This is a genomic window from Candidatus Eremiobacteraceae bacterium (genome assembly GCA_035710745.1).
Lineage (GTDB): Bacteria > Vulcanimicrobiota > Vulcanimicrobiia > Eremiobacterales > Eremiobacteraceae > JANWLL01.
The window spans coordinates 16,064-38,741 of sequence record DASTCX010000019.1; the positions used below are offsets into that span (position 1 = coordinate 16,064).

Below are 22,678 nucleotides of genomic sequence, written 5' to 3' on the forward strand. Positions count from 1 at the left end.
GCCTGGTCAGCCGAGCTTCGCTCGGCCTGCTACATTACTAAAAAGCTAGGCCGCGGCGGTCGAGATAAATCTCGACCGCTACATCTTACTATTATGGAGCAGCGCGTAGAAAAAGCCGTCGGCGCCGTCGATGCCCGGCACTGTCAACGCGTACTTGCCGATCTTTCTGACGCCCGATGACGCGGTCAAAGGCAGGTCGGCGGCGCTCCACTCGGCATTTTCGCCCAAAAACGCATCGACGATCGCTTCATCTTCTTCTGCGGGCGTCGTGCACGTGACGTACTGCAACCGCCCACCGGGTCGTACGCGCTGCGCAGCCGTTCGCAAGATCGCCGCCTGGACTCGCGCGAATCGCGCCGGATCGTGCTCGCGCTTTCGCCAACGCGCGTCTGGCCGGCGTCCGAGAACGCCGAGGCCAGAGCACGGTGCGTCGACGAGCGCCGCATCGACCTGCGTTGGCACTTCAGTCGGGTACGTCTCGCGAGCGTCCGCACGCAGGACGCGCACGTTTTTCCACTCCTTACGCTGCACCGTGTCGCGAAGCGCCGACAGCTTTTGCTCGTCGTCGTCAAGCGCCCATACAGTTCCCTCGCCTGCGAGGCGCGACGCGATCATCGATGTCTTCACGCCTCGCCCGCAGCACGCATCGAGCACGACTTCGCCGGGCTTTGGATCGAGGAGATGGACCGCGAGCTGGCTCTCCTCGCTCTGACGAACCACACGACCACTCGCGATCGCTTCACGAAGCGTCTCGTTCGCGGCGCCGACGACGACAAGACACTCAGGGATCTGGTACCGGTTCTCGTTTAGTCCATCTGGCGACGATCGCGATGTATCATTCGCCTGGCTTGGCCGCGGCGGTCGACCGTGAAGGTCGACCGCTCCAACGACTACTTCCATCAACCGCTCTCGTTCGACTGGAGAGCCGTCGATGCGGAATGCGCGCCGAGGCGCGCCGTTCATCCCATCGGCGGCGCGCAGCGCATCGTCGAAGCCGAAGCGTGCGATGAGTTGCGCGGCGATCCAATCGGGAAGCGAGGCGTAAATGCCAAGCGCTACCGCACCGTCTGCGGGCGTCGGCACTGGAGGCCGCGCCTTGTCGGCCGCGACCTTTCTAAGCACGGCATTTGCGAAGCCGGCGATGCCCGGATGCCCGCCCGCGCGGGCAAGAGTCACCGCCTCGTCGACTGCGCTGTGCGCCGGCACTCGATCCAAATAAAGCAACTGGTACGCGCCGAGCAAGATCACCCATTTAAGCCGCTCGTCGAGGGATTCGAACGGGCGCGAGAGATGCCGGCTGACCGACCAGATCAACGCGCGGCGCATCTTGAGCGTGCCGTATGCGAGCTCGGTCGCGAATCCCCGATCGGTGGGGCCCAGCGAAGCGGCCCGCAATTCGCGATCGAGGTCTTCGGCGGCGAATCCGCCGTGCATGAGCGCGGCGAGCGCGACGCCGCGCGCGGTCAACTTCGCGGGCGCTCGCTTCGCGACGGCCCGTTTCGTCTCGTTCACCGGCGCGCCGTCGTCGAGCGCACGAACTCGGCACCGCTCATCGCGCGTTTGCCTTCGGGCACGACGCGCAGAAAGCGGACGATGCCGTCAGCCGCTGCGACGCCCGGTCCATCGGCAGACACGAGCGGCGACCCGGCCGGTTCGAGCCGAGCGGCGAGCACTTTCAAGCGTTTGCCTTCGTAGACGAGCCACGCTCCCGGCGCCGGACTCGCCGAGCGAACCAGATCGACGATCGTGCGCGCCGGCGAGGACGACACGATGCGCAAGTCATCTTTGTCGATCGGACGCGTATACGTCGCGCGGCTTTCGTCTTGGCGACGGCGCGGCAAGGCTCCGGCGTCGAGCATTCGGGCCGCCTCGGCGAGCAGCGAAGCTCCGACGGTCGCGAGCCTGTCGTGCAGCGCGCCGAGATCTTCATCTGCCCCGATCGCGATCTCGCTCTGAAGCGCGATATCGCCGGCATCCATCTTCGACGACATCCAGATGACGGTGACGCCGGTGATGGTGCGCCCTTCCCGCAGCGCCGCCTGGATCGGCGACGCGCCGCGATACTCGGGCAAGAGACTTGGATGGACGTTGAGCGCAGTCGATCCGCCGATCGACAAGAGCGCTTCGGGCAGGATCTTTCCGTACGAGACACATGCGAGCAATGCCGGCTTCAGCGCCGCGATCGAAGCGGCGAATGCGGCGTCCAATCGCTCGGGCGTCATGACGTCGAGACCGAGTTCGAGCGCGCGGACCTTGACCGCGCTTTGGCGTTCGCGCAAGCCTCGGCCGGCGGGTCGATCGGGCTGCGTGACGACGGCGATGACGTCATGCGCCGATGCGAGCGCATCGAGCGAAGGGACTGCGAAATGCGATGTTCCGAAGAAGACGACCGGCAGCTTCGCGGCAGCCTCAGATCTCAACGGTCGCGTCGTCGCTCACGGCCGCCTCGGCCTCGACGGGGATGGCCTCGCGGATATTGACCGCCTTGTCGGTGATGAGCACGCCGTCGAGATGGTCGACTTCGTGCTGGAAACATCGTGCGAGGAGGCCCTCGGCTTCGAGACGGAACTTGCGGCCGGCGCGATCGACGCCCGTCACGCTGCATTTCTCCGCACGCGTGACATCGCCGACGATACCCGGGATCGAAAGGCAACCCTCGGTCGCGACCACTTCGCCTTCGAAATCGGCGAGCACGGGATTGACGACGACGTACGGCCCGTCATCCTCGCCGACATGGACGACGATGATGCGTTTGCCGATGCCGACTTGCGGAGCGGCGAGGCCGATCCCCGGTGCGTCGTGCATCGTCTCGATCATGTCGTCGATGAGCTGCTGCGTCAACGGCATCTTGAGCTCGAGGTCGCTCACTTTTTTCGCGACCTTGTGCAAGATAGGTTCGGGATCCGAGACGATGTGCCTGACGTACGCCACGTGTGTTTGGCTAGACGACCTCGCCGGTCAAAGGATATAGTGTGACAGGTCTTGGTCTTTCACAATCGCGGCGAGACGGTCCTCTACATACGCTCGATCGACGGTGACCTTGCCCGCCGATTCTGGCGCATCGTAGGATACCGCTTCGAGCACGCGCTCGAGCATCGTGTGGAGACGTCGCGCGCCGATGTTCTCCGTTTGCTCGTTCACTTTCGTCGCGAGATCAGCGATCGCATCGATGCCGCTGTCGGTGAAGTCGAGCTCGACGCCGTCGGCAGCGAGCAATTGGCGGTATTGCTCGATGAGCGCGTTCTTCGGCTGCGTCAGGATCGTCTTGAAATCTTCCTTCGTCAAGCTGTCGAGCTCGACGCGGATCGGAAAGCGGCCCTGAAGCTCGGGGATGAGATCGCTCGGCTTGCTCGTGTGGAAGGCGCCGGCGCCGATGAAGAGCACGTGATCGGTCTTCACGGGGCCGTGCTTCGTCATGACGGTCGATCCTTCGACGATCGGGAGGATGTCGCGTTGGACGCCCTCGCGCGACACGTCCGGACCCATGCGGCCGGCGCCACCGCCGCCGGCGATCTTGTCCATCTCGTCGATGAAGATGATGCCGTTGCTTTCCGCGCGGCGCACCGCTTCGCGCTTGAGGGTTTCGCTGTCGACGAGCTTCGCCGACTCCTCTTGTGCGAAGACATCACGCGCTTCGGCGACGGTCACACGGCGCTTCTTGCGCTGCTTCGGCAGCATGTTGCCGAGCATCTCGCCGAGATTGCCGCCGCCCATCTCCTCGAATTGCGGGCCGCCGAAGGCGCCGATGATCTGCGGCGTTTCCTCGACGTCGATCTCGATCATGCGGACGTCGTAGAAACCGTCACGGATCTCGTTTTTTAGTTTGCGGCGGCGCTCTTCGACATCGTCGGTGCGCGGTGTCGGTGTCGGTTCCGACGATGGCTGCGCTCCGCCGCGGCCGCCGAGCATGGCGGACAGCGTCGAGAACGGCGATTGCTGATGCGCCTGCGAGACGCGCGTCGACGGGTCGATGATATCGGCGAGCCGCTCGATGGCGAGATCTTCAGCGCTGCCGCGCGTCTCGGCGAGCCGCTCTTCGCGCAGCATCCGAATGCTCGCTTCGACGAGGTCGCGGACCATCGACTCGACGTCACGTCCGACGTAGCCGACCTCGGTGTATTTCGTCGCCTCGACTTTGACGAACGGGGCGCCGACGAGCGACGAGAGGCGCCGCGCGATCTCCGTTTTTCCGACGCCGGTCGGGCCGATCATGAGGATGTTCTTCGGGATGACTTCGTCGCGCATGTCGCCTTGGAGGCGCTCGCGGCGGAAGCGGTTGCGCAGCGCGATGGCGACCGCCCGCTTCGCGCTCGCCTGTCCGACGATGTAGCGGTCGAGTTCTGCGACTATACGTTTCGGTGTGAGTTCTTGCGGATTCATGGACACGAAAGGTTCGATGGCCGCGCTGGCGTCGACCTTTTCAATGTCCTACCTTCCATATGTCCGAAGTGTTACGTTCGTAGGGATAGACGTGGACCATCCAGTTGAAGATTACCGGGATGAAAGTGCCTCCTGCCGCGCGGCACGCGTCTTCGGTCGAGATCGAGCCCTCGAGGCCGAATTTCGCGTGCGGGCCGAGGTAGTCGTCGCGCGTCGATCCGGCCGGCCCTTTGCAGAAGTTGACGTGCTCGTGCCAGTGCGCGATCGAAAGCGGTACGCGTGCGTCGAGATCCGCGAGCGTCGCGGCGCGCGGCGCGGTATACATCGCGCCGATAAGTTTGTAACCGTCGGCGGTCTTCTCGTAAAGGAGCGACGTCGGTCTTGTCGGGTCGAAGGCCGTCTGCGCAGCCATCGCGTTGTTGTAGTTCGTGAAGTGATATTGCTTCTGCGGGATGTTCGGTAGAAACGGCACGTAGCCGGCTTGTTCTGCAAGACGATAATCTTGATACTTGCCAATCCAGCCGCGCAACGCATCGACGACCTTCTGCGCGCGGTCGGCGTCGCCGGGATGCGACGGCATCTCGGGCGTCATCCGCATGTGCGGACCCATGCCGGCCGTCATATCGGGCGGCCGACCGTTGCCCGACTGCATCGAGGGCATATCACTGGTCGCCGGCATCGGGCTTGCGTCAACCCCCGACATGCCGGTCATCGACATCCCCTCGCGCGTGACGCACGTCGTCGTGCACGGCGCGCTCGCCGACTTGTCATGCGGCATGGCGGCCTTCGCCGCCCCGAGCGCTGCGGTCGCGATCAGTGTGACGCCTATAACCCCGACGATCGTGGCGCGTTTCATCTCGAATCGACTCCTCTTTCGCATGCCCTTCTCGTACATTTTATCGGTCCCGACCTGGGCGAGCCCTGAGCGGACGGTGAGAAAATAGGAAGAGTCGCGCGGGCGGGGAAGATTAGGTCGCATATCAGGTCGACCCGAAGCGGTCGACCTTGTGACGATTGCTCGCGCATGTGTCTGTCGTGCATCGGCCTATGGAGGGTGATTCTTGAACGTTGCCGTCCCCCGGGAAACGACCCCCGGCGAGCGCCGCGTCGCGCTCAATCCCGACGCGGTGTCGCGACTCGTCAAAGCCGGCAACCCGGTCGCCGTCGAGCGCAGCGCCGGCGCTTCGGCCGGTTTCCTCGACGGCGCGTACGAGACCGCAGGCGCGACGATCGCCGCGACGCCGCAAGACCTCTATGGAAGCGGCGAGTTCGTCCTCAAAGTGCAGCGGCCGCAGGACGCCGAGGTCGGTTTGCTCCGCCAAGGTTGCGCGCTCATCGCATTTCTTTCGCCCCTCACCGCTCCGCAAAGCGCGAAGCTGCTCGCGGCGCGCAACGTCACGTCGTTCGCGATGGAGCTCATCCCGCGCATCTCGCGGGCGCAGAGCATGGACGCGCTGTCATCGCAAGCGACGGTGAGCGGCTATAAGGCGGTGCTGCTCGCTGCCGATGCTTTGCCTAAATTCTTTCCGATGCTCATGACGGCGGCCGGCACGATCGCGCCTTCGAAGGTGCTCGTCCTCGGCGCCGGTGTCGCGGGTCTGCAGGCGATCGCGACCGCACGCCGTCTTGGCGCCGTCGTCTCCGGATTCGATACACGCCCGGTCGTCAAGGAGCAAGTCGAAAGCCTCGGCGCCACGTTCGTGGCGCCGCCGATCACCGGCGAAGGCTCGGGCGGCTACGCGCGCGAGCTCACCGCCGACGAACAAAAGACCAATCGCGACGCGCTCGGCAAGCACGTCGCCGAAGCCGACGTCGTCATCACGACGGCGCTCGTGCCTGGCCGGCGCGCTCCGATCCTCATCACCGAGGATATGTTGAAGGCGATGCGCCCGGGAAGCGTCATCGTCGATCTCGCCGCCGAAGCGGGCGGAAACACGGAGACGATCAAGCCGGGCGAGACGAGCGTCTCGCACGACGTCACGATCATCGCACCGTTCAATGTGCCCAGCTCGATGCCGCTCCATGCGAGCCAACTCTACGCGAAGAACGTGCTCGCGCTGTTCGATTTGCTCGTCAAAGATGGGAAGCTCGCGCTCGACATGGGCGATGAGATCACCAAAGGCGCCTGCGTGACCAACGGCGGCGCGATCGTCAATCCCGCTGTCGCGAAGCTCGTGGAAGGAGGCGCCGCATGAGCCCGCAGCTGCTCACCGAGATCACGGTCTTCATCCTCGCCGTGTTCGTCGGCTTCGAAGTCATATCGAAAGTGCCGTCGATGCTCCACACGCCGCTCATGTCGGCGACGAACGCGATCCACGGCATCGTCGTCGTCGGCGCGATGCTCATCGCCGGCGCTTCGATCGGCGGAACCGTCGGGCAGGCGATCGGCCTCGCCGCGATGGTGCTCGCGACGATCAACGTCGTCGGCGGCTTCGCGGTGACGGGCCGGATGCTCCAGATGTTCAAGGCGAAAGCGGGTCCTAAAGCATGACGCTGACCGACACGCTGCTCGCCTTCGCCTACCTCATCACGGGCGTGCTCTTCATCATCGGCTTGAAGTTCTTGAGCTCGCCGGCGCACGCGCGAACGGGCAACACGCTCGCCGCGATCGGCATGCTCATCGGCGTCGTGGCGACCGGCTTCGATACGCACATCATAACGTGGCCGCTCATCATCATCGGCGCCGTTATCGGAGCGCCGATCGGCTACTTCTCGGCGATGCGCGTCAAGATGACCGCGATGCCGCAGATGGTCGCGCTGTTCAACGGCGCGGGCGGCGGCGCTGCGGCGCTCGTCTCGAGCGGGGAGTTCCTGCGCATCCTCACCGGCGACCAGTCATCCGATGCGTCGACGCTCGTGCCCATCATCTTGAGCACGATCATCGGCTCGATCTCTTTTGCCGGCTCGCTCGTTGCGTTCGCGAAATTGCAGGAGCTGATGACCGGCCGGCCGATCACGTACGCCGGTCAGCAGATCGTCAACGGTCTTATCGCGCTGACGATCGTGGGTCTCTCCGTCGCGCTCGTGCTCGGCTACCTCACGCCGGCGGTTTTCGGCGGATTGGTCGCGGCGGCGCTCGTCCTCGGCGTCTTGGCGGTACTACCGATCGGCGGTGCCGATATGCCGGTCGTCATCTCGCTGCTCAACTCGTTCACCGGCGTCGCGGTGGCGATCACCGGCTTCGTCTTGAACAACACCGTGCTCATCATCAGCGGCACGCTCGTCGGCGCGTCCGGTACGCTGCTGACGATGCTCATGGCCAAAGCGATGAACCGCAGCCTAGGCAACGTGCTCTTCGGGGCATTCGGGGCGGCTCCGGCGTCGGCTGGTGGCGCTGCGAGCGCCAGCAAGCAGACATCGGTGCGCACCGCTTCTATTGAAGACGTCGCGACGATGTGCGCGTACGCGCGCAGCGTCATCATCGCGCCGGGTTACGGCATGGCGGTCGCGCAGGCGCAACACGCGGTGCGCGAACTGTCGGCGAATCTCGAAAAGCGCGGCGTCGACGTGCAATTCGCGATCCACCCGGTGGCGGGCCGGATGCCCGGACACATGAACGTCCTCCTCGCGGAAGCGAACGTGCCGTACTCGCAGCTCCACGAGATGGATGAGATCAACCCGCAATTCGAACACTGCGACGTCGCGCTCGTCATCGGCGCGAACGACGTGACGAATCCCGCGGCTCGCAACGTCCCGTCGAGTCCGATCTTCGGCATGCCGATCCTCGACGTCGATAAGGCGAAGGCGGTTATCGTCTTCAAGCGTTCGATGGCGACCGGATTCGCCGGCATCGACAACCCGCTGTTCGAGAACCCGAAGACGGCGATGCTCTTCGGCGATGCGAAGGACACCGTGACGAAACTCGCCCAAACGGTCAACACGGTCTAGGAATCTTGGGGAGCGGTCGAGATTCATCTCGACCGCCGCGGCCTCGCAGTAAGGAAATGTAATAGGCCGAGCGAAGCTCGGCACCGTCTATGAGCCTCCTCGAATACCTCGATCAGCTCTTCTTCGGCCCGGCACTTCAGTTCGTCGCGCACAGCAAGTACTCGCTGGATGAATCGGTTGCGCGGCTGCGCGCCGCGCTTCTCCCGAAGTTCTGGCGACTCGTCCTGCCGTTCCGCACCGGGCTTTGCGGTACCGTCGAACCGGATCGCGTGCACGTGAAAGCGCACCAGGGTTGGCGTCGCTCGGGTGTCGCGTGGTTCGACGGTGCGTTCTCGACCGACCGATCGGGCGTTACATTGAGCGGCCAGATCGCGGTGCCGCTGTTCTACAAGTTGCTCTTTCTGGTTCCGATTCCGATCATCGTCGTCGAGATCGCATGGGCAGCTCACCGCGGAGCACGCATCCCTGCGTGGTGGATCACCATCGCAACGGCGGTCTTCGTTCAGGTGATCGTCGTTGTCGCCTCACGTCTCCAGCGCGGCTGCGACGAGAGACTCATCGCAGACCTGCTCGACAACGCGTTGGCCTAAGCATCTCGCTTCGCGTCGACAGCGAAGCGCAGGTCCTTGCCCGCTCCCGAAACCTGTTGCATCCCGAGCGAGTTCGCGAGCGCGATCGACGCCGAGTTCCGCGGGTCGACCGTCGCCACGATCGATGTCACGAGATACGAGCGCACGAGGTGCGCCATGACGGCGGTCGTGGCTTCCTTCGCATATCCGCAGCGTTGATGATCGACGAACGTGACATAGGCGATCTCGGCCGTCCGATCGGCGCGCACGGTGGCCTGGAACCAGCCGACGTACACTTCCGTGCCGCGCAAGCGCGCTGCCCAGTTGAGCCATCGCTCGGAACGATCTGGCGATAGACCCGTCGACCACCCGCGATAGCGCATCTCGAGCGCTTGCTCCGACGCCGGCGGGTCTTGATCGACGTACGTGAAAAGGCGGACGTGGCTCACGAGCGGGAAAAGCGTCCGCGCGTGCGACGGCCCGATCGGTTCGAGGACGAGCCGCTCCGTTTCGAGCTGTTCCACGCTCAATGCGGTGGAGCGGTCACAAGACCTCGACCGCGATATCCTCGTTCGTATAGATGCAGATCTTCGCCGCGATCGCGAGCGCTTCGCGGACGATCTGATCGGCCGACATCGTGCTGTTGCGCAGGAGCGCGACCGCCGCCGCTTGTGCGTACGGGCCGCCGCTGCCGATCGCGGCGACGTCATCATCCGGTTCGACCACGTCGCCGGTTCCGGACAACACGAAGAGATGCTCGGTATCGCCGACGATGAGCAGCGCTTCGAGCCGACGCAGGTAGCGGTCGGTGCGCCAATCCTTCGCGAGTTCGACCGCGGCGCGCGTGAGGTTGCCTCGATACTCGGAGAGCTTGGCCTCGAACTTATCGAGCAGCGTTATGCCGTCTGCCGCCGAGCCGGCGAAGCCTGCGAGCACTTTGCCGTCGCCGATCCGACGGATCTTGCGCGCCTTATGCTTCATGACGGTCTTGTCGAACGTCACCTGTCCGTCGCCGGCGATCGCGAGTTTGCCGTCGCGGCGCACGGCGAGGATAGTCGTCGAACGTGATTTCATTTTGGATTTCCCGCCGCAGCGAGCGGTCGTCGGTCTAGTTGCGCGGCGATCTCATCGATCGCGGTCAGCGCACGTTCGGCGAGCGCGCGGCGCCGCGCCTTCTTGTCGCGTATGGCGGTTTCGAGCGGCGCGAAGTAGGCGAACGTCACGTTTTGCGGCTGGAAATCGGCAGACGTGTCGTCGCGCAAGTACGCGCAGAGCGCGCCGAGCGCGGTCGTCGCGGGCGGCACGAACGCTATCTTTTCGCCGCGCAACCGACGGCACGCGTTGATCGAAGCGACGATACCGCTCGCTGCGGCTTCGACGTAGCCCTCGCTGCCGGTGACTTGGCCCGCGAGAAAGACGTTCGGCGCGTTTTTCAATGAGAGATCCGCGTTCAGCACGCGCGGCGAATCGACGAACGTGTTGCGATGCATGACGCCGAGACGCAGCCACTCTGCATCTTGGAGTCCCGGCAGTTTCGAGAACACCGCTTTTTGCGCCGGCCACGAGAGTCGCGTTTGAAATCCGACGAGGTTATACGCGGTGCCCTCCCGGTTCTCGCGCCGCAGCTGGATGACCGCATACGGCCGCTTGCCGGTGGACGGGTCTTCCAAACCGACGGGCTTGAGGGGACCGAAGCGCAGCGTCTCCTCGCCTCGCTCCGCCATCACTTCGACCGGCAGGCACGCTTCGAAGTACGGCACCTTACCGCCGGCCGCATCTTCTTCGAATCCGTGCGGTTCGTGCTTTTCGCTCTCGACGAGATCGCGCACGAGCTGACGGTATTGTTCGCGGTCGAGCGGGATGTTGAGATAGTCCGCGCCGTCGCCCTTACCGTAGCGCGACGCTTCGAATAGCTGCGAGCGATCGATCGACTCGGTCGCGACGATCGGCGACGCCGCGTCGAAGTAGTGGAGATGCTTTGTGCCGCACAGTTTGGATAACGACGCCGCGAGGCTCTCGCTCGCAAGCGGACCGCACGCGACGACGCTCACCGTGCGCGGGTCGATCTCCCGGACTTCCTCGCGCCGCAGTTCGATCAACGGATGCGCGCCGATGCGGTCCGCTATAGACGCGGCGAAACGCTCGCGATCGACCGCGAGCGCGCCACCGGCCGGCACCGAAGACTCGCGCGCGCAGGCGACGACGATCGAGTCGAGCCGCGCCATCTCTTCCTTGATGAGGCCGACAGCGTTCTCGGTCGACGCCGCGCGAAGGCTGTTACTGCAGACGAGTTCGGCGAGGTTGCCGGTCTTGTGGGCAGCGGTCATGCGCGTTGGCCGCATCTCAAACAGCGTCACCGGCACGCCGCTCTGCGCGGCCTGCCATGCGGCTTCCGTTCCGGCAAGGCCGCCGCCGACGATGATCAATCGGTTCACAAAATCCTCATTGGATGAGTCGACGATTCGCGCCTATGGAAAGGCCGCGGCGGTCGAGATAAATCTCGACCGCTCCCCGTTCGGCCGCGGCGGTCGAGATAAATCTCGACCGCTCCCCGTTCGGCCGCGGCGGTCGAGATAAATCTCGACCGCTCCCAAATCGCGCGTATTCGATGTTACGCCGCGTGTTCGTCGGCGGCGCTTGGTGACGGCTCTGCCTCGTGATGCCCATGCTCGTGGAGCGGATCGACGCTGCAGACGATCTTGTCGCCCTTGCGGCCCGACTTGCGGATCAAGAATGCACCGCAGGTCCGGCACTTCGAGCCGACGACCGGCGGATACCACGCGACGAAGTTGCACTGCGGCCAGTTATTGCAGCCGTAGAAGACCTTGCCGCGCTTGCGTCCGCGCTTCTCGACGATCATGCCGCCGTCGACCGGGCACACGACGCCCGCATCGATGATGATGTTCTTCGTCGTCTTGCACGCCGGATAGCCGGAGCACGCGATGAACTTGCCGTTGCGCCCGTTCTTGAAGATGAGCGGCTTGCCGCAGTTCGGACACGACTCACCGGTCGGCACGTCCTCGAATTCCATCTTCGGGATCGTCTTCTCGGCGTTTTCGAGCTGCGCGACGAACGGCGTCCAGAACTCGCGCAGAGGCACGACCCAATCGTCGTGGGCATCCTCGACGCGGTCGAGCCGGCGCTCCATATCGGACGTGAAGCTGTCGTTGACGATCTCCGGGAAGTACTCGGCGAGCAGATCCGTCACCGTGTAGCCGTCCTCGACCGGCTTGAATCGGCGCTGCTCGAGCACGACGTACCCGCGCGCCTGGATCGTGCCGACGATCGATGCATACGTGCTCGGCCTACCGATGCCGCGTTCCTCGAGCGCTTTGACGAGCGTCGCTTCAGTATAACGCGGCGGAGGCTGCGTCTCGTGCGCGTCGGCGCCGACGTGACGAGGATCGAGGCGCTGTCCTTGCTCGACCGGCGGCAGACCGCGACGCGCATCGTCATCTTCTTCCGACGCGTCCTCATCGCGGCTCTCTTCGTATACTTTTCGATAGCCGAGGAACGTGACGACGCTGCCGGTCGCGCGCAACGTGCAGCCATCCGCCTCGATCTCGACCGTCGTCTGCTCGAGCTCCGCCGGCGACATCTGGCTCGCGACGAAGCGCTCCCAGATGAGGCGGTACAGCTTCAGCTGCGCAGCCTCGAGGAATGGCTTCATCTTATCGGGCGTGCGGTTGACGTCGGTCGGACGAATCGCTTCGTGCGCGTCTTGCGCGTCGTCCGAGACTTTGTACTGCTTGCCGCCCCAGAACGACTTGCCGTTCTCATCGGGGAAACGTTCGCGGACGTACTGCTCGGCCATCGCGAGCGCGGTCGACGACAAACGCGTCGAGTCCGTACGCATGTAGGTGATGAGGCCGACCGTGCCCTCGTCGCCGACGTCGACGCCCTCATACAAGCCTTGCGCGATCTGCATCGTCTTGCTCACGCGCATCTTGAGCTTCTTCGACGCTTCCTGTTGCAGCGTGCTCGTCGTGAACGGTCCGCGCGGATTATCTTTGCGCGGCTCCTGCTTCACCGATGTGACGGCGAACTTCGAGCGCTTCAGGCGCCCGACGAGTAGGTTCGCGTCGGCCTCGGTCGTCACGTACGACGTCTTCTGACCGACGATCGCGGCATCGGCCTCGGACAAGCCGGTGCGCCGGCCGTCGACCGAATAGAGGTTCGCGATCAGCGTGTGCTCTTGGTCGTGATGGCCGTGCGGCCACAGCCGCGCGTGAACCGTCCAGTACGAACGCTTCTTGTTTTTGAGGAAGTCCTCGATCTCGCGCTCGCGGTCGACGATCAGCTTTACCGCGACCGACTGGACGCGCCCGGCCGACAGACCACCGCGCACCTTGCGCCACAATAAAGGAGAGATCTTGAAGCCGACGAGCCGGTCGAGGATGCGCCGCGCTTGCTGCGCGTTGACGCGGTCCATGTTGATGTCGCTCGGGTGCTTGAGCGCTTCCTGAGCGGCCTGCTTGGTGATCTCGTGGAGCTCGATCCGCTTCGCGTCCGGGATCTTCAATAGCTCGCGCAAATGCCAGGCGATCGCCTCGCCTTCGCGGTCCGGATCGGGGGCCAGATAGACGTGGGCGGCCTTTTTGACCGCCGCACGAAGCTCTTTGATGACGTCACCCTTGCCCTTGATGGTGACGTAGGTCGGGGCGAAGTCGTTATCGACGTCGACGCCGAGACGGCTCTTGGGCAGATCCCGGACGTGCCCGACCGACGGGAGCACCTGGTAGCGTGAGCCGAGGTATTTCTTGAGCGTCCGTGCCTTGGCTGGAGACTCGACGATGATGAGCGATTTCGACAAATAGGCCTTTCGTGGCCGTACCGCTATTCGGACTTGCGGGTCCAGCCTTCAAACGTCCCCTACTATACACCACCGAGTCAAGCCGTGTCAAAAGCGGGACATCGCTCTGACGTTCGATTCTAGTTCACCCACCCCCTAGAAAGTGGAGCGGTCGACCTTCATGGTCGACCGCCGCGGCTTGCCATTTCGACGACTTTTTAGGGGTTGATGGGTCGCCCGTTTACGCGGCGGATCACCTCGCCCTTGGCATTCAACAGCGGCAATCGGTGCGTCGATATCGTCGCCTTGAAAGTACGTGCGGTAGACAACGCGGGGATCATGCCGACCTTCACTCGACCGATCTGATTCGTTCCGATCGTGACGTTCGGGTCGAAACCGCCGTCTGTGAACCACACATTCCCGTCCGGCCCCGCCGTTAAGTAGACGGCCGTCGTGCCGCTTCCCGGTATGCCGTATTCGGTGACGACGCCGCTGGGAGTCACACGTCCGATCGCGCCGCTGTCGGCCTCACCGAACCAGATGTTCCCACCCGCGCTGGTGATACCGAGGCAGACATCGCCATCCGGCGCCGGCTGCGGCTGGAATTCCATCAAGTACTCCGTGATCGATGGACTCGCACCCGTGGTTATGCGCCCGATCTGACATCCGGTAAGCGATCCGATGCCCAATTCCGTGAACCACAACGCGCCGTCCGGCCCAAGCGTGATGTACGCGGGATCCGATGGGTTCGTCGGGATTCCATAGTCCACAAACGTTGGGGCCCCTCCCGGGAACGTCAGATGACCCACCGAGTTACGGCCGGAGTCGAGATACCAGACACTGTTGTCGCCAGCGATTGCCACGGCCAACGGTGTGCTCCCCGAGAGACCGGTAGCATATTCGGTGAACGATCCGCCGATCGTCATCCTGGCGATTTTCGCGACGTTCGATTCGGCGAACCAAAGAACTCCGCTTTGATCGGACGTCAAGCCGGACGGTCCTGAGTTTGAAGTCGGGATAGTGAACTCGTTGTACGTACAAGTACCTGGATCGACGTTCGCGATCTTGTTGTTCGCAAATTCGTCGAACCACACTTTCGGGTTGCCGGTGACTGATGTGATGTCAACGGGCCCTGATCCGGCTGTTGGCAGAGGCCCGCATTCAACCATTGAGCCGGCGCCCGGGAATGTGCCCGGAATGACGTGGCCGATCTTGTTGCCGTTGAGTTCGGTGAACCACACATTTCCGTCGGGTCCGCTCGTTATCCCCAACGGCGTCGCATTCGATGTCGGTATTGGCTTCTCACTCACAACGCCTGGTTGGAGCGTCGGCGGTCCTCCTGGACCGGGAAGCGGGCTGCCTAGGCTCGAGTACTTGCAACCGGCGAGTGTGAGCGCGAGAGCGGCCGCGAGCGCGGCGAACGACGTCAAGATGATGGAAGGACGCATGCCGGAGCTACCCCCAAATCAGCTAGGCGCAAGAGCCGAGCTTCGCTCGGCATACCACATTTTCAGAGTACCACATGCTCAGGGCATCAGATAGTCAGGTTCAGTCAGGCAAACGTATAACGCAGCCGTGGCGGTTCCCCGCCCGGGCTGATGAACGAAGCGTGAAATCTAACGGAGTTCGAGGGCGACGTCGACGAGGAGCGGCTCGCTGACGATATCGCGGCTCGAAAGCGTCACGATGACGTCGGGCCGGTACCACGTGAGGTCGCTTATCGCGCGATAGCCCGCGCGCTCAGTGTAGAGCGCGGGGTAGCCGTCGAGGTTGAAAAGCTCCGCCTGCGGGTCCGGCGATGAAAGACGAGCTCCTGCGACACGCTCGTCGACGCGGATGAGCGAACCCTCGATGGAATACTCGAGCCGGACTTCCGAGCCGTCTTTGGAGGCGTCGGCGCGGATCAATTGCGTGCTCGACGGCAGCAGCAAGACATGGAAGGCGGCGGTGCGCTGCACAGCTGCCAGCTGCGCGGCGGGCGAGGGGCCTGAAGTGTGGATGAGGGCTGCCGCGATGAGCGCTGCTGCGAACATGGCCTTTGCTCTAAAAAGACGTCAGGGCGATTTCGAACCGATCGGCGCGGCGCCCACTTTGATCGATGGCTGCGCTCCGCCCAGCTCTTGCACTTTGTGGCATGCCACGAAGTGGTCCCCGTAGTTCAAGAGCTCCGGCACCTCGACCTTGCATCGTTCGTACGCTATCGGGCATCGCGTATGGAATCGGCAGCCGCTCGGGGGTCGCACCGGCGACGGGATGTCGCCTTCCAGGATGATGCGCTCGCGCCGAGCTTCCGCGCGCGGGTCGGGGATCGGAATCGCCGACAGCAGCGATTGCGTGTACGGATGAAGCGGCCGCTCGTACAGCGCATCGCGGTCCGCCAGCTCCATGATCTTGCCGACGTACATGACGGCGACGCGATCGGATATGTGGCGGACGACCGACAGATCGTGTGCGATGAAAAGATATGTCAAACCGAATTGCTGCTGCAGGTCTTGTAGAAGATTGACGACCTGTGCTTGGATCGAGACGTCGAGCGCCGAGACCGGCTCGTCCGCGACGATGAACTTCGGGCTCACCGCGAGCGCGCGGGCGACGCCGATGCGCTGGCGCTGCCCGCCTGAAAATTCGTGCGGATAGCGGTTCGCATGGTACGGTGAGAGGCCGACCGTGCGCAGCAGGTCGTTCACTTTCGCGTCGACTTCGGGGCCCTTGGCGAGCTTGTGGATCTGCAGCGGCTCGGCGATGATGTCGCCGACCGTCATGCGCGGGTTGAGCGACGCGTACGGGTCTTGGAAGATGACCTGCATCTCTCTGCGCTTCGCGCGCATCGCTTTCCGGTCGATCTTCGTGATGTCTTCGCCGTCGAAGCGGATTGCGCCGGTCGTCGGCTCGAGCAATCGCAAGATGCAGCGTCCGATCGTCGTCTTGCCGGAACCGGACTCGCCGACGAGCCCGAGCGTCTCGCCGGTCTTGATGCTGAACGAGACACCGTCGACCGCCTTGACGTCGGCGACGTGCCGCGAGAACACGCCGGCCGTGATTGGGAAATACTTGGTGACGCCCTCGACCTCGACGAGCGCTTGCGAGTCCGAGGCCGGCTTCATCTCAGCTGCCATCGGCCTTACCCTTGCCTTCGGCGATGAAGGCCTCGGCGGCCGCGACTTCCGTGACCGCGGCTTGCTCCCGCAATTGGCGGACGTCGACCGACTTGTCGGTCTCGTACAGCCAACAACGCGCGACGTGCGTGCCGCCGAAATCGATGAGCGGCGGCTCGATCTCGAAATGCTTCGGCTGCGCGTAGCGGCAGCGCGCTGCGAAAGAACAGCCGGTCGGCAGTTTGAGCAGGTTCGGCGGCTGCCCCTCGATCGGCACGAGCCGACGGCGCCCCTTTTCATCGAGCCGCGGCAGCGAATCGAGCAGGCCCCACGTGTACGGATGCTTCGGCGAATTGAAGATCTGATCGGCGGTGCCGTACTCGATCATGTTGCCGCCGTACATGACGAGCACGTTCTCGCACACCTCGGCGACGACGCCAAGATCGTGCGTGATCATGATGATCGCGGAGTTGAGCCGCTTCTGCAGGTCGCGCATGAGGTCGAGGATCTGCGCCTGGATCGTAACGTCGAGCGCGGTCGTCGGTTCGTCGGCGATGAGCAGCTCGGGATCGCACGAAAGCGCCATCGCGATCATGACACGCTGGCGCATGCCGCCCGAGAACTGATGCGGATAATCGCCGAGACGTTTTGCAGCGTCGGGGATGCGGACGAGGTCGAGCATCTCGACCGCGCGTTTGCGCGCTTCGGCCTTCGTCTTGTGCTGGTGGAGGACGATCGTCTCGGTGATCTGGTCGCCGATCGTGAGCACCGGATTGAGGCTCGTCATCGGGTCTTGGAAGATCATCGAGATCTTGTTGCCGCGGATCCGCCGCATCTGCTGCTCGTCGATCGTCAGCAGGTCCGTGTCTTTGAAGATGACCTTCCCGTTCTCGATGCGGCCGGGGGGCGATGCGATGAGCCGCATGATCGACAGCGCCGTGACGCTCTTACCGGATCCCGATTCGCCGACGATGCCGAGCGTTTCGCCCGGCGCGAGATCGAACGAGAGCCCGTTGACCGCGCGGACGATGCCGTCGTCGGTCGCGAACGTCACACGCAGGTCCTTGACAGCAAGCAGAGACATGGAGGTTACAGTATACCCCGGATCGGTCGCGCGGGCGTGGCCGCTAGATTACCGTGCTTTTTCATCGGTTTCCTATGCGCGCCCGCCTGACGAGCGCGGGTCGAGCGCATCGCGCAAGCCCTCGCCGACGAGGTTGAACGCCATGACGGTGATGACGATCAACATCCCGGGTATGAATGTCAGCCACGGCGCGCCGAGGACGTCCGGATCGAGCGCCTTCTGAAGGCTGTTGCCCCAACTCGCGGTCGGCGGCTGGACGCCGAGACCGAGATACGACAGGGCCGATTCGGTTAGGATGTTGTTGCCGATCGCGAGCGTCGCTGCGACGATGACCGGCGCGAGCGCATTCGGCAGCAAATGCCGCCACATGATGCGGCCGTCCGGTGCGCCGACCGCTTTCGCCGCTGATATGAAGTCGCGCTCGCGCAAGCTCAGGATTTGCCCACGGACGAGGCGCGCGACGCTCATCCACGACAGCAAGCCGATGACGAGCATGATGACGATGATGCTGAAGTTGTTCGTCAGCGCTTCGATCGCTAGGATGAGAAAGAACGTCGGGAACGAGAGCATCATGTCGACGAAGCGCATGAGGATAGCGTCGACGATGCCGCCGAAGTACCCTGAGATGGCGCCGTAGAACGTCCCGAACGTGATGGCGACGAGCATCGCCGAGATGCCGACCTCGAGCGAGATGCGCGCGCCGAACAGCATCCGGGCGAAGTAGTCGCGGCCGTCATCATCCGTGCCGAAGAGATGTACGAATGACGGCGTTTGCGGAGTGCCCATGATCGACGTGTCGATCGCGTTGGGATCGTAGTGCGAGAGGAGCGGCGCGAAAAGAGCGGAGAGGACGAGCAATAGGACGATGGCGAGTCCGACCAGGGCCAGCCGGTTGCGCCTGAAGCGCCGCCAGACGTCCGCGGTCATCGAGACGTGCGGGGTGAGGTCGTCCGTGACGACCGCTTTCGCCGGCACGCTAGTCATACCGGATCCTCGGGTCCGCGGCGGCGTAGCCGATGTCCGCCAATAGATTGCCGATGACGACGAGCACTGCGGAGATGACCGTCGTCCCCATGACCGTCGGATAGTCGCGCTCGAAGATCGCGTTGAGCCCAAGATAGCCCATCCCGGGAATCGTGAAGACGATCTCGACGAAGTACGCGCCGGTGAGCAGTGCCGGGAGATAGAGGCCGAGGAGCGTGATGAGGGGCAGGAGCGCGTTGCGGAAGGCGTGCTTGAAGACGACGACGTTTCCGGAAAGCCCTTTCGCGGCGGCCGTCCGTATGTAGTCCTCGCCGAGCACCTCTAACATTGAAGATCGCTGGAACCGGATCCAGCTCGCGAGGCTGACGAACGTCAGCGTCGCTACGGGCAAGATGAGGTGCCTGGTCACGTCGCCGAGGTTGAAGCCTGTCGAGTCGATGCTCGTCAAACCGGAATCGGGCAGCAAGTTCCACTTGACGCTGAACAGCTGGATGAGCTCGATGCCGAGCCAGAACGTCGGCGCGCCGTAGCCGATGAACGCGATCGCGGTCGCGATGTAGTCGAAAAGCGAGTCCTTATGCACCGCCGAGTAGATCGCGGTCGGGATGGCGATCATGATGGTGAAGAAAAAGGAGACGCCGATCAGAAGGGCGGTCACCGGCACCTTCTCGAGGATCTTCGTGAGCACGGGGCGCCCGTCGGTGAACGAGTAGCCGAAGTTCCCATGCAATATGTTGCCGAGCCACAAGAAGTATTGCACGTACCACGGCTTATCGAGACCGAGGTTGTGACGAATGTTCTCGATCTCGACCGGTGACATCGGATGCGAGCTTGCAAGGAATACGGACGTCGGACCGCCTGGCGCCATGAACATCATGCCGAAGGACACCAGTGATATGCCGATGAGCAGCGGCACCAGCCCGATGACGCGCCGGATGAGGTAGTTGGTCACGCGACGTCAGCGTCGATGACTGCTATTGCGCGATCCACCACTCCGGTTCGTAGTACATCGTCTGTGTGAAGAACGAGCCGGTCTTCGCCGGATCGACTCCCTCGACGCGCTTGTTGATGACGTTGCGGTAGTACGGCGCGACGTCAAACAAGTACGGTACGTCCTGGATGCACAGCTCTTGGATCTGATAATAGTACTTCGCGCGGATGGCCGGGTCGGTCGCTTCGCGAGCTTGCTCGATGAGCGCATCCATCTTCGGACTGCTGTAGTGCGAGTAGTTGAGCCCGTTCGGGGGCAGCGATTTCGACGAGAGGAACTGGTAGACGTCCGGATCGCCGCCGCCGCCGAAGCCGCCGCCGTCGAGCTCGAATTGCCCCTTCGCCTCTTGGTCGAAGTAGACGTTGAACTCGATTTGGTGCGCGTCGAGCTTGATGCCGATCTTCTGCATGTCCGCCTGGAGCAGCTCGAAGTCTTTGTCGCCGACCGAATTGCCGGCGATGAGATTCGTCTGGATCTCGAGGCGCTTGCCGTTCTTGTAGCGCCAGCCGTCTTGCCCCATCGTCCAGCCGTCGGCGTCGAGGATCTGGCCTGCCTTTTGCGGATCGAATGGATACGCCGTGAGCGTCACGGGGTCGAACGCCCACTTTTGCGCGAGCGGTATCGGTGAGAACGCGGGGATGTCTTCCCCGTGGAAGAGCTTTTGCGCTTCGGTGACGCGGTCGTAACCGTACATCATCGCCTGGCGCACGTGAAGATCGCCGAGGATCGGCGTCGTCAAGTTCGGCACCCACCAATCCCAGTTGTCCGACGGGTTGTGGATGAGCGTGAATTTCGGGTCGTTCTTGAGCGCGAGCCATTCGGGCGTACCGAGCTGGAACTCGGTGTCGACGTCACCCTTCTGGAGCGCGACCTGCGTCGCGGTGTCGTTGAGATATTCTTTGAAGTAGATGCGATCGATGTATGGCCGCCCGTGCCACCACGTCTTGTTGCTCAGCATGATGAGGTGGTCGTCGGGTTTCCATTCGCCGAACGTGTACGGACCGGACGTCACGAGGTGCTTCGTCAGGTCGAGATGCTGCATTTGCGACGGCGGCACGTTGCCGTAGACATGGACCGGCAGGGGCCCGTGCGGCAGCGACCCGATCGTCGAGAGAAACGGCGCGTTCGGTTGGTACAGGTGATAGACGAGCGTCCATTTGTCGGGCGCCGTCATGCTCTGGACGATCGCCCAGTCGGAGGCGTACGGCGCGTTCGACGCGGGGTTCGTCTCGAGCGCATGCTCGAACATGAAGTCGGCGCTCGTCAGCGGCACCCCGTCCGACCATTTCGCGTCGTGGCGGAGATGGAACACGTATGTCCGGCCATCGGGCGAAATCGTCCACGACTGCGCGAGCCACGGAACGACCTTGAAGTTCTCGTCCTGGTTCGTGAGGCCGTCGTACATGAAGCCGAGCATGTCGGCCGCGCCTTGCGTGTCGGCGTACATCGACAGCATCGTCTTGATGTTCGCGGCGCCGGAACCGATGCGCAGCTCACCGCCGTAATGCGGCTTGCTCACGACGAGGCCGCCGCCTTGCGGGCCCGTACTCGACGACGTATTGCCGCCGCCCGAGCATGACGACGCGATGATCGCTGCGAGTGCGAGCGCTGCAGCCGACGGAGCGTGACGCATGGAACGTTCTCCTCTGTTGGACCCTAGCGTGTGATCACGAAGTTCAGGATCGCGAGGAACATGAACGAGACCGCGAAGACCGTCGTGAGCCTCGTGAGCTGTTGCTCGATGCCGAGCCGGCCCTTGTACGCGGATTCCATCCGGCCGCCGATGCTGCCGGAAAGACCTTCGGTCTTCGTCGTCTGGATCGACATGAGCGCGATGAGGCCGATGACGCTGATGATGAAGAGGATCTGTATAAGGTAGAGCACGGCGATGTGCTCGCTACCCCATGACGGCCCGGTCGGGACCGCACTTGGAGGAACTGTGACTGCGCCGACCGGCGCCGCCGTAGCGACGGGAGCGGCGGCTGCGAGGATTGCTAAGAACAAGTGCAACGACTCCGCGGAGTGAGGGGCAAACGTTGCTACGGTCGCGCTTTCGCGGCCGTCGCCTCGGACGCTCGTGGTTCGGAACGGCCCGCTTATCTACCTTCGGGACAGGGGTTGCTTTCGAGCCGTTTCAGGAAATCGACGATTAACGCATCGATGAGCCGCAGATTAGGTTCGATTGTCATGAGATGCGAGCCCGCATCGATGAGTTCTAGCCGTTTATCTTCGCTTGAGGCGCGATCGTATATCTCGCGAGCGCTATCGACCGGCACTGTGAGATCGCGCACCGAGTGCATGACGAGCAACGGCGCCTTCACCGCGCCGAGCTCTTTGCGGACGCGCGCGAGCACCTCGAGCACGATGTTGACGGCGCCGATCGTCGTCGACTTGTAGCCGACGACGTTGCCTTGCCACGCCGCGAAGTTCGCCGGCGCGCGCAGGCCGGGAAGCCACTGCTCGATGAGCGGCAACGTCGCGCGCATCATAGGATAAAGGAAGACGGGCGCTGAGATCGTGACGAGTCCGGCGACCCGCTTGTTCGCTGCGAGGTGCAAGCCGAGCGTGCCGCCGATCGATAGACCGACGATGTAGACGCGCTCGAATCGCCGGCACGCTTCGTCGAAGGCGCGCTCTGCCTGGAGCAGATAGTCGTCGGCGGTCGCCTTCTCAAGTTCGGCGACGTCGGTCGCATGACCGGCGAGCGCTGCGCCGTACACGCCGAAGCCGCTCGCATGAAGCAACTCGCCGAGCGCACGGACTTCGAACGGACTCCCGGTGAAACCGTGAAACGCTAGGATGCCGGCGCCGCCCTCGCCGAGCACGAACGGCTCACCCCCCTCGATGTACTTCGTCAATCTCGAGTCACGATATGGGGTGGAGCGGTCTCGCCAC

General features: G+C 63.5%; 22 protein-coding genes. 4 read left to right on the plus strand and 18 right to left on the minus strand.

What is annotated here, in order from left to right:
* Nucleotides 1-78: 78 nt before the first annotated feature.
* The 5 genes from VFO25_08620 to VFO25_08640 are packed head-to-tail and all read right to left on the minus strand — an operon-like array spanning nt 79 to nt 5,236.
* Nucleotides 79-1,512: a transcription antitermination factor NusB gene (locus VFO25_08620; protein ID HET9342961.1), complete on the minus strand. Its 1,434-nt coding sequence runs from the start codon at nt 1,510-1,512 to the stop codon at nt 79-81.
* The gene (gene fmt / locus VFO25_08625) at nt 1,509-2,420 is read right to left on the minus strand and encodes a methionyl-tRNA formyltransferase (protein ID HET9342962.1); all 912 of its coding nucleotides are present in this window, start codon (nt 2,418-2,420) and stop codon (nt 1,509-1,511) included. The genes VFO25_08620 and fmt overlap by 4 nt, the downstream gene beginning before the upstream one ends.
* Complete coding sequence (gene def / locus VFO25_08630) at nt 2,410-2,931, minus strand: peptide deformylase (GenBank protein HET9342963.1); 522 nt, start codon at nt 2,929-2,931, stop codon at nt 2,410-2,412. Before def ends, fmt begins: the two co-directional genes overlap by 11 nt.
* A 27-nt stretch (nt 2,932-2,958) precedes the next feature.
* Nucleotides 2,959-4,380, minus strand: a complete 1,422-nt coding sequence (hslU, locus tag VFO25_08635) for an ATP-dependent protease ATPase subunit HslU (GenBank protein HET9342964.1) — start codon at nt 4,378-4,380, stop codon at nt 2,959-2,961.
* Nucleotides 4,381-4,420: 40 nt separating this feature from the next.
* A complete protein-coding gene (locus VFO25_08640) occupies nt 4,421-5,236 on the minus strand; it encodes a hypothetical protein (GenBank protein HET9342965.1) in 816 nt (271 codons plus the stop codon).
* Nucleotides 5,237-5,441: 205 nt separating this feature from the next.
* Here VFO25_08640 and VFO25_08645 point away from each other — a divergent pair, with 205 nt between their 5' ends.
* The 4 genes from VFO25_08645 to VFO25_08660 all read left to right on the plus strand — a co-directional run bounded on the left by VFO25_08645 (nt 5,442) and on the right by VFO25_08660 (nt 8,858).
* The gene (locus VFO25_08645; protein ID HET9342966.1) at nt 5,442-6,575 is read left to right on the plus strand and encodes a Re/Si-specific NAD(P)(+) transhydrogenase subunit alpha; all 1,134 of its coding nucleotides are present in this window, start codon (nt 5,442-5,444) and stop codon (nt 6,573-6,575) included.
* A complete protein-coding gene (locus VFO25_08650; GenBank protein ID HET9342967.1) occupies nt 6,572-6,871 on the plus strand; it encodes an NAD(P) transhydrogenase subunit alpha in 300 nt (99 codons plus the stop codon). Before VFO25_08645 ends, VFO25_08650 begins: the two co-directional genes overlap by 4 nt.
* Nucleotides 6,868-8,268, plus strand: coding sequence for an NAD(P)(+) transhydrogenase (Re/Si-specific) subunit beta (locus VFO25_08655; protein ID HET9342968.1), 1,401 nt, complete (start codon nt 6,868-6,870; stop codon nt 8,266-8,268). The genes VFO25_08650 and VFO25_08655 overlap by 4 nt, the downstream gene beginning before the upstream one ends.
* An 89-nt stretch (nt 8,269-8,357) precedes the next feature.
* On the plus strand, nt 8,358-8,858 hold the full coding sequence (locus VFO25_08660) for a hypothetical protein (GenBank protein HET9342969.1): 501 nt from the start codon (nt 8,358-8,360) through the stop codon (nt 8,856-8,858).
* Here the strand turns inward: VFO25_08660 and VFO25_08665 are convergent.
* The 13 genes from VFO25_08665 to VFO25_08725 all read right to left on the minus strand — a co-directional run bounded on the left by VFO25_08665 (nt 8,855) and on the right by VFO25_08725 (nt 22,641).
* Nucleotides 8,855-9,361, minus strand: a complete 507-nt coding sequence (locus tag VFO25_08665) for a GNAT family N-acetyltransferase (protein HET9342970.1) — start codon at nt 9,359-9,361, stop codon at nt 8,855-8,857. The two genes, VFO25_08660 and VFO25_08665, sit on opposite strands and share 4 nt — an antisense overlap.
* Nucleotides 9,362-9,380: 19 nt before the next feature.
* Nucleotides 9,381-9,911 (minus strand): ATP-dependent protease subunit HslV, encoded by a 531-nt coding sequence (hslV, locus tag VFO25_08670; protein HET9342971.1) that lies wholly within the window; start codon nt 9,909-9,911, stop codon nt 9,381-9,383.
* Nucleotides 9,908-11,272, minus strand: a complete 1,365-nt coding sequence (gene trmFO / locus VFO25_08675; protein ID HET9342972.1) for a methylenetetrahydrofolate--tRNA-(uracil(54)-C(5))-methyltransferase (FADH(2)-oxidizing) TrmFO — start codon at nt 11,270-11,272, stop codon at nt 9,908-9,910. The genes hslV and trmFO overlap by 4 nt, the downstream gene beginning before the upstream one ends.
* Nucleotides 11,273-11,448: 176 nt before the next feature.
* Nucleotides 11,449-13,650: a type I DNA topoisomerase gene (gene topA / locus VFO25_08680; protein HET9342973.1), complete on the minus strand. Its 2,202-nt coding sequence runs from the start codon at nt 13,648-13,650 to the stop codon at nt 11,449-11,451.
* A gap of 197 nt (nt 13,651-13,847) precedes the next feature.
* The gene (locus VFO25_08685; protein ID HET9342974.1) at nt 13,848-15,077 is read right to left on the minus strand and encodes a hypothetical protein; all 1,230 of its coding nucleotides are present in this window, start codon (nt 15,075-15,077) and stop codon (nt 13,848-13,850) included.
* A gap of 168 nt (nt 15,078-15,245) precedes the next feature.
* On the minus strand, nt 15,246-15,662 hold the full coding sequence (locus tag VFO25_08690; protein HET9342975.1) for a hypothetical protein: 417 nt from the start codon (nt 15,660-15,662) through the stop codon (nt 15,246-15,248).
* A gap of 21 nt (nt 15,663-15,683) precedes the next feature.
* Nucleotides 15,684-16,745, minus strand: a complete 1,062-nt coding sequence (locus VFO25_08695) for a dipeptide ABC transporter ATP-binding protein (protein HET9342976.1) — start codon at nt 16,743-16,745, stop codon at nt 15,684-15,686.
* Nucleotides 16,735-17,808 (minus strand): ABC transporter ATP-binding protein, encoded by a 1,074-nt coding sequence (locus tag VFO25_08700; GenBank protein ID HET9342977.1) that lies wholly within the window; start codon nt 17,806-17,808, stop codon nt 16,735-16,737. The genes VFO25_08695 and VFO25_08700 overlap by 11 nt, the downstream gene beginning before the upstream one ends.
* A 72-nt stretch (nt 17,809-17,880) precedes the next feature.
* Nucleotides 17,881-18,792 carry an oligopeptide ABC transporter permease gene (opp4C, locus tag VFO25_08705; GenBank protein HET9342978.1) on the minus strand — a complete coding sequence of 304 codons (912 nt, stop codon included), beginning with the start codon at nt 18,790-18,792 and terminating at the stop codon, nt 17,881-17,883.
* Nucleotides 18,785-19,744 (minus strand): ABC transporter permease, encoded by a 960-nt coding sequence (locus VFO25_08710; protein HET9342979.1) that lies wholly within the window; start codon nt 19,742-19,744, stop codon nt 18,785-18,787. The genes opp4C and VFO25_08710 overlap by 8 nt, the downstream gene beginning before the upstream one ends.
* Nucleotides 19,745-19,766: 22 nt before the next feature.
* Nucleotides 19,767-21,416, minus strand: coding sequence for an ABC transporter substrate-binding protein (locus VFO25_08715; protein ID HET9342980.1), 1,650 nt, complete (start codon nt 21,414-21,416; stop codon nt 19,767-19,769).
* Between the two features lie 23 nt (nt 21,417-21,439).
* Nucleotides 21,440-21,667, minus strand: a complete 228-nt coding sequence (secG, locus tag VFO25_08720) for a preprotein translocase subunit SecG (GenBank protein HET9342981.1) — start codon at nt 21,665-21,667, stop codon at nt 21,440-21,442.
* A gap of 212 nt (nt 21,668-21,879) precedes the next feature.
* The gene (locus tag VFO25_08725) at nt 21,880-22,641 is read right to left on the minus strand and encodes an alpha/beta fold hydrolase (protein ID HET9342982.1); all 762 of its coding nucleotides are present in this window, start codon (nt 22,639-22,641) and stop codon (nt 21,880-21,882) included.
* Nucleotides 22,642-22,678: the final 37 nt, after the last annotated feature.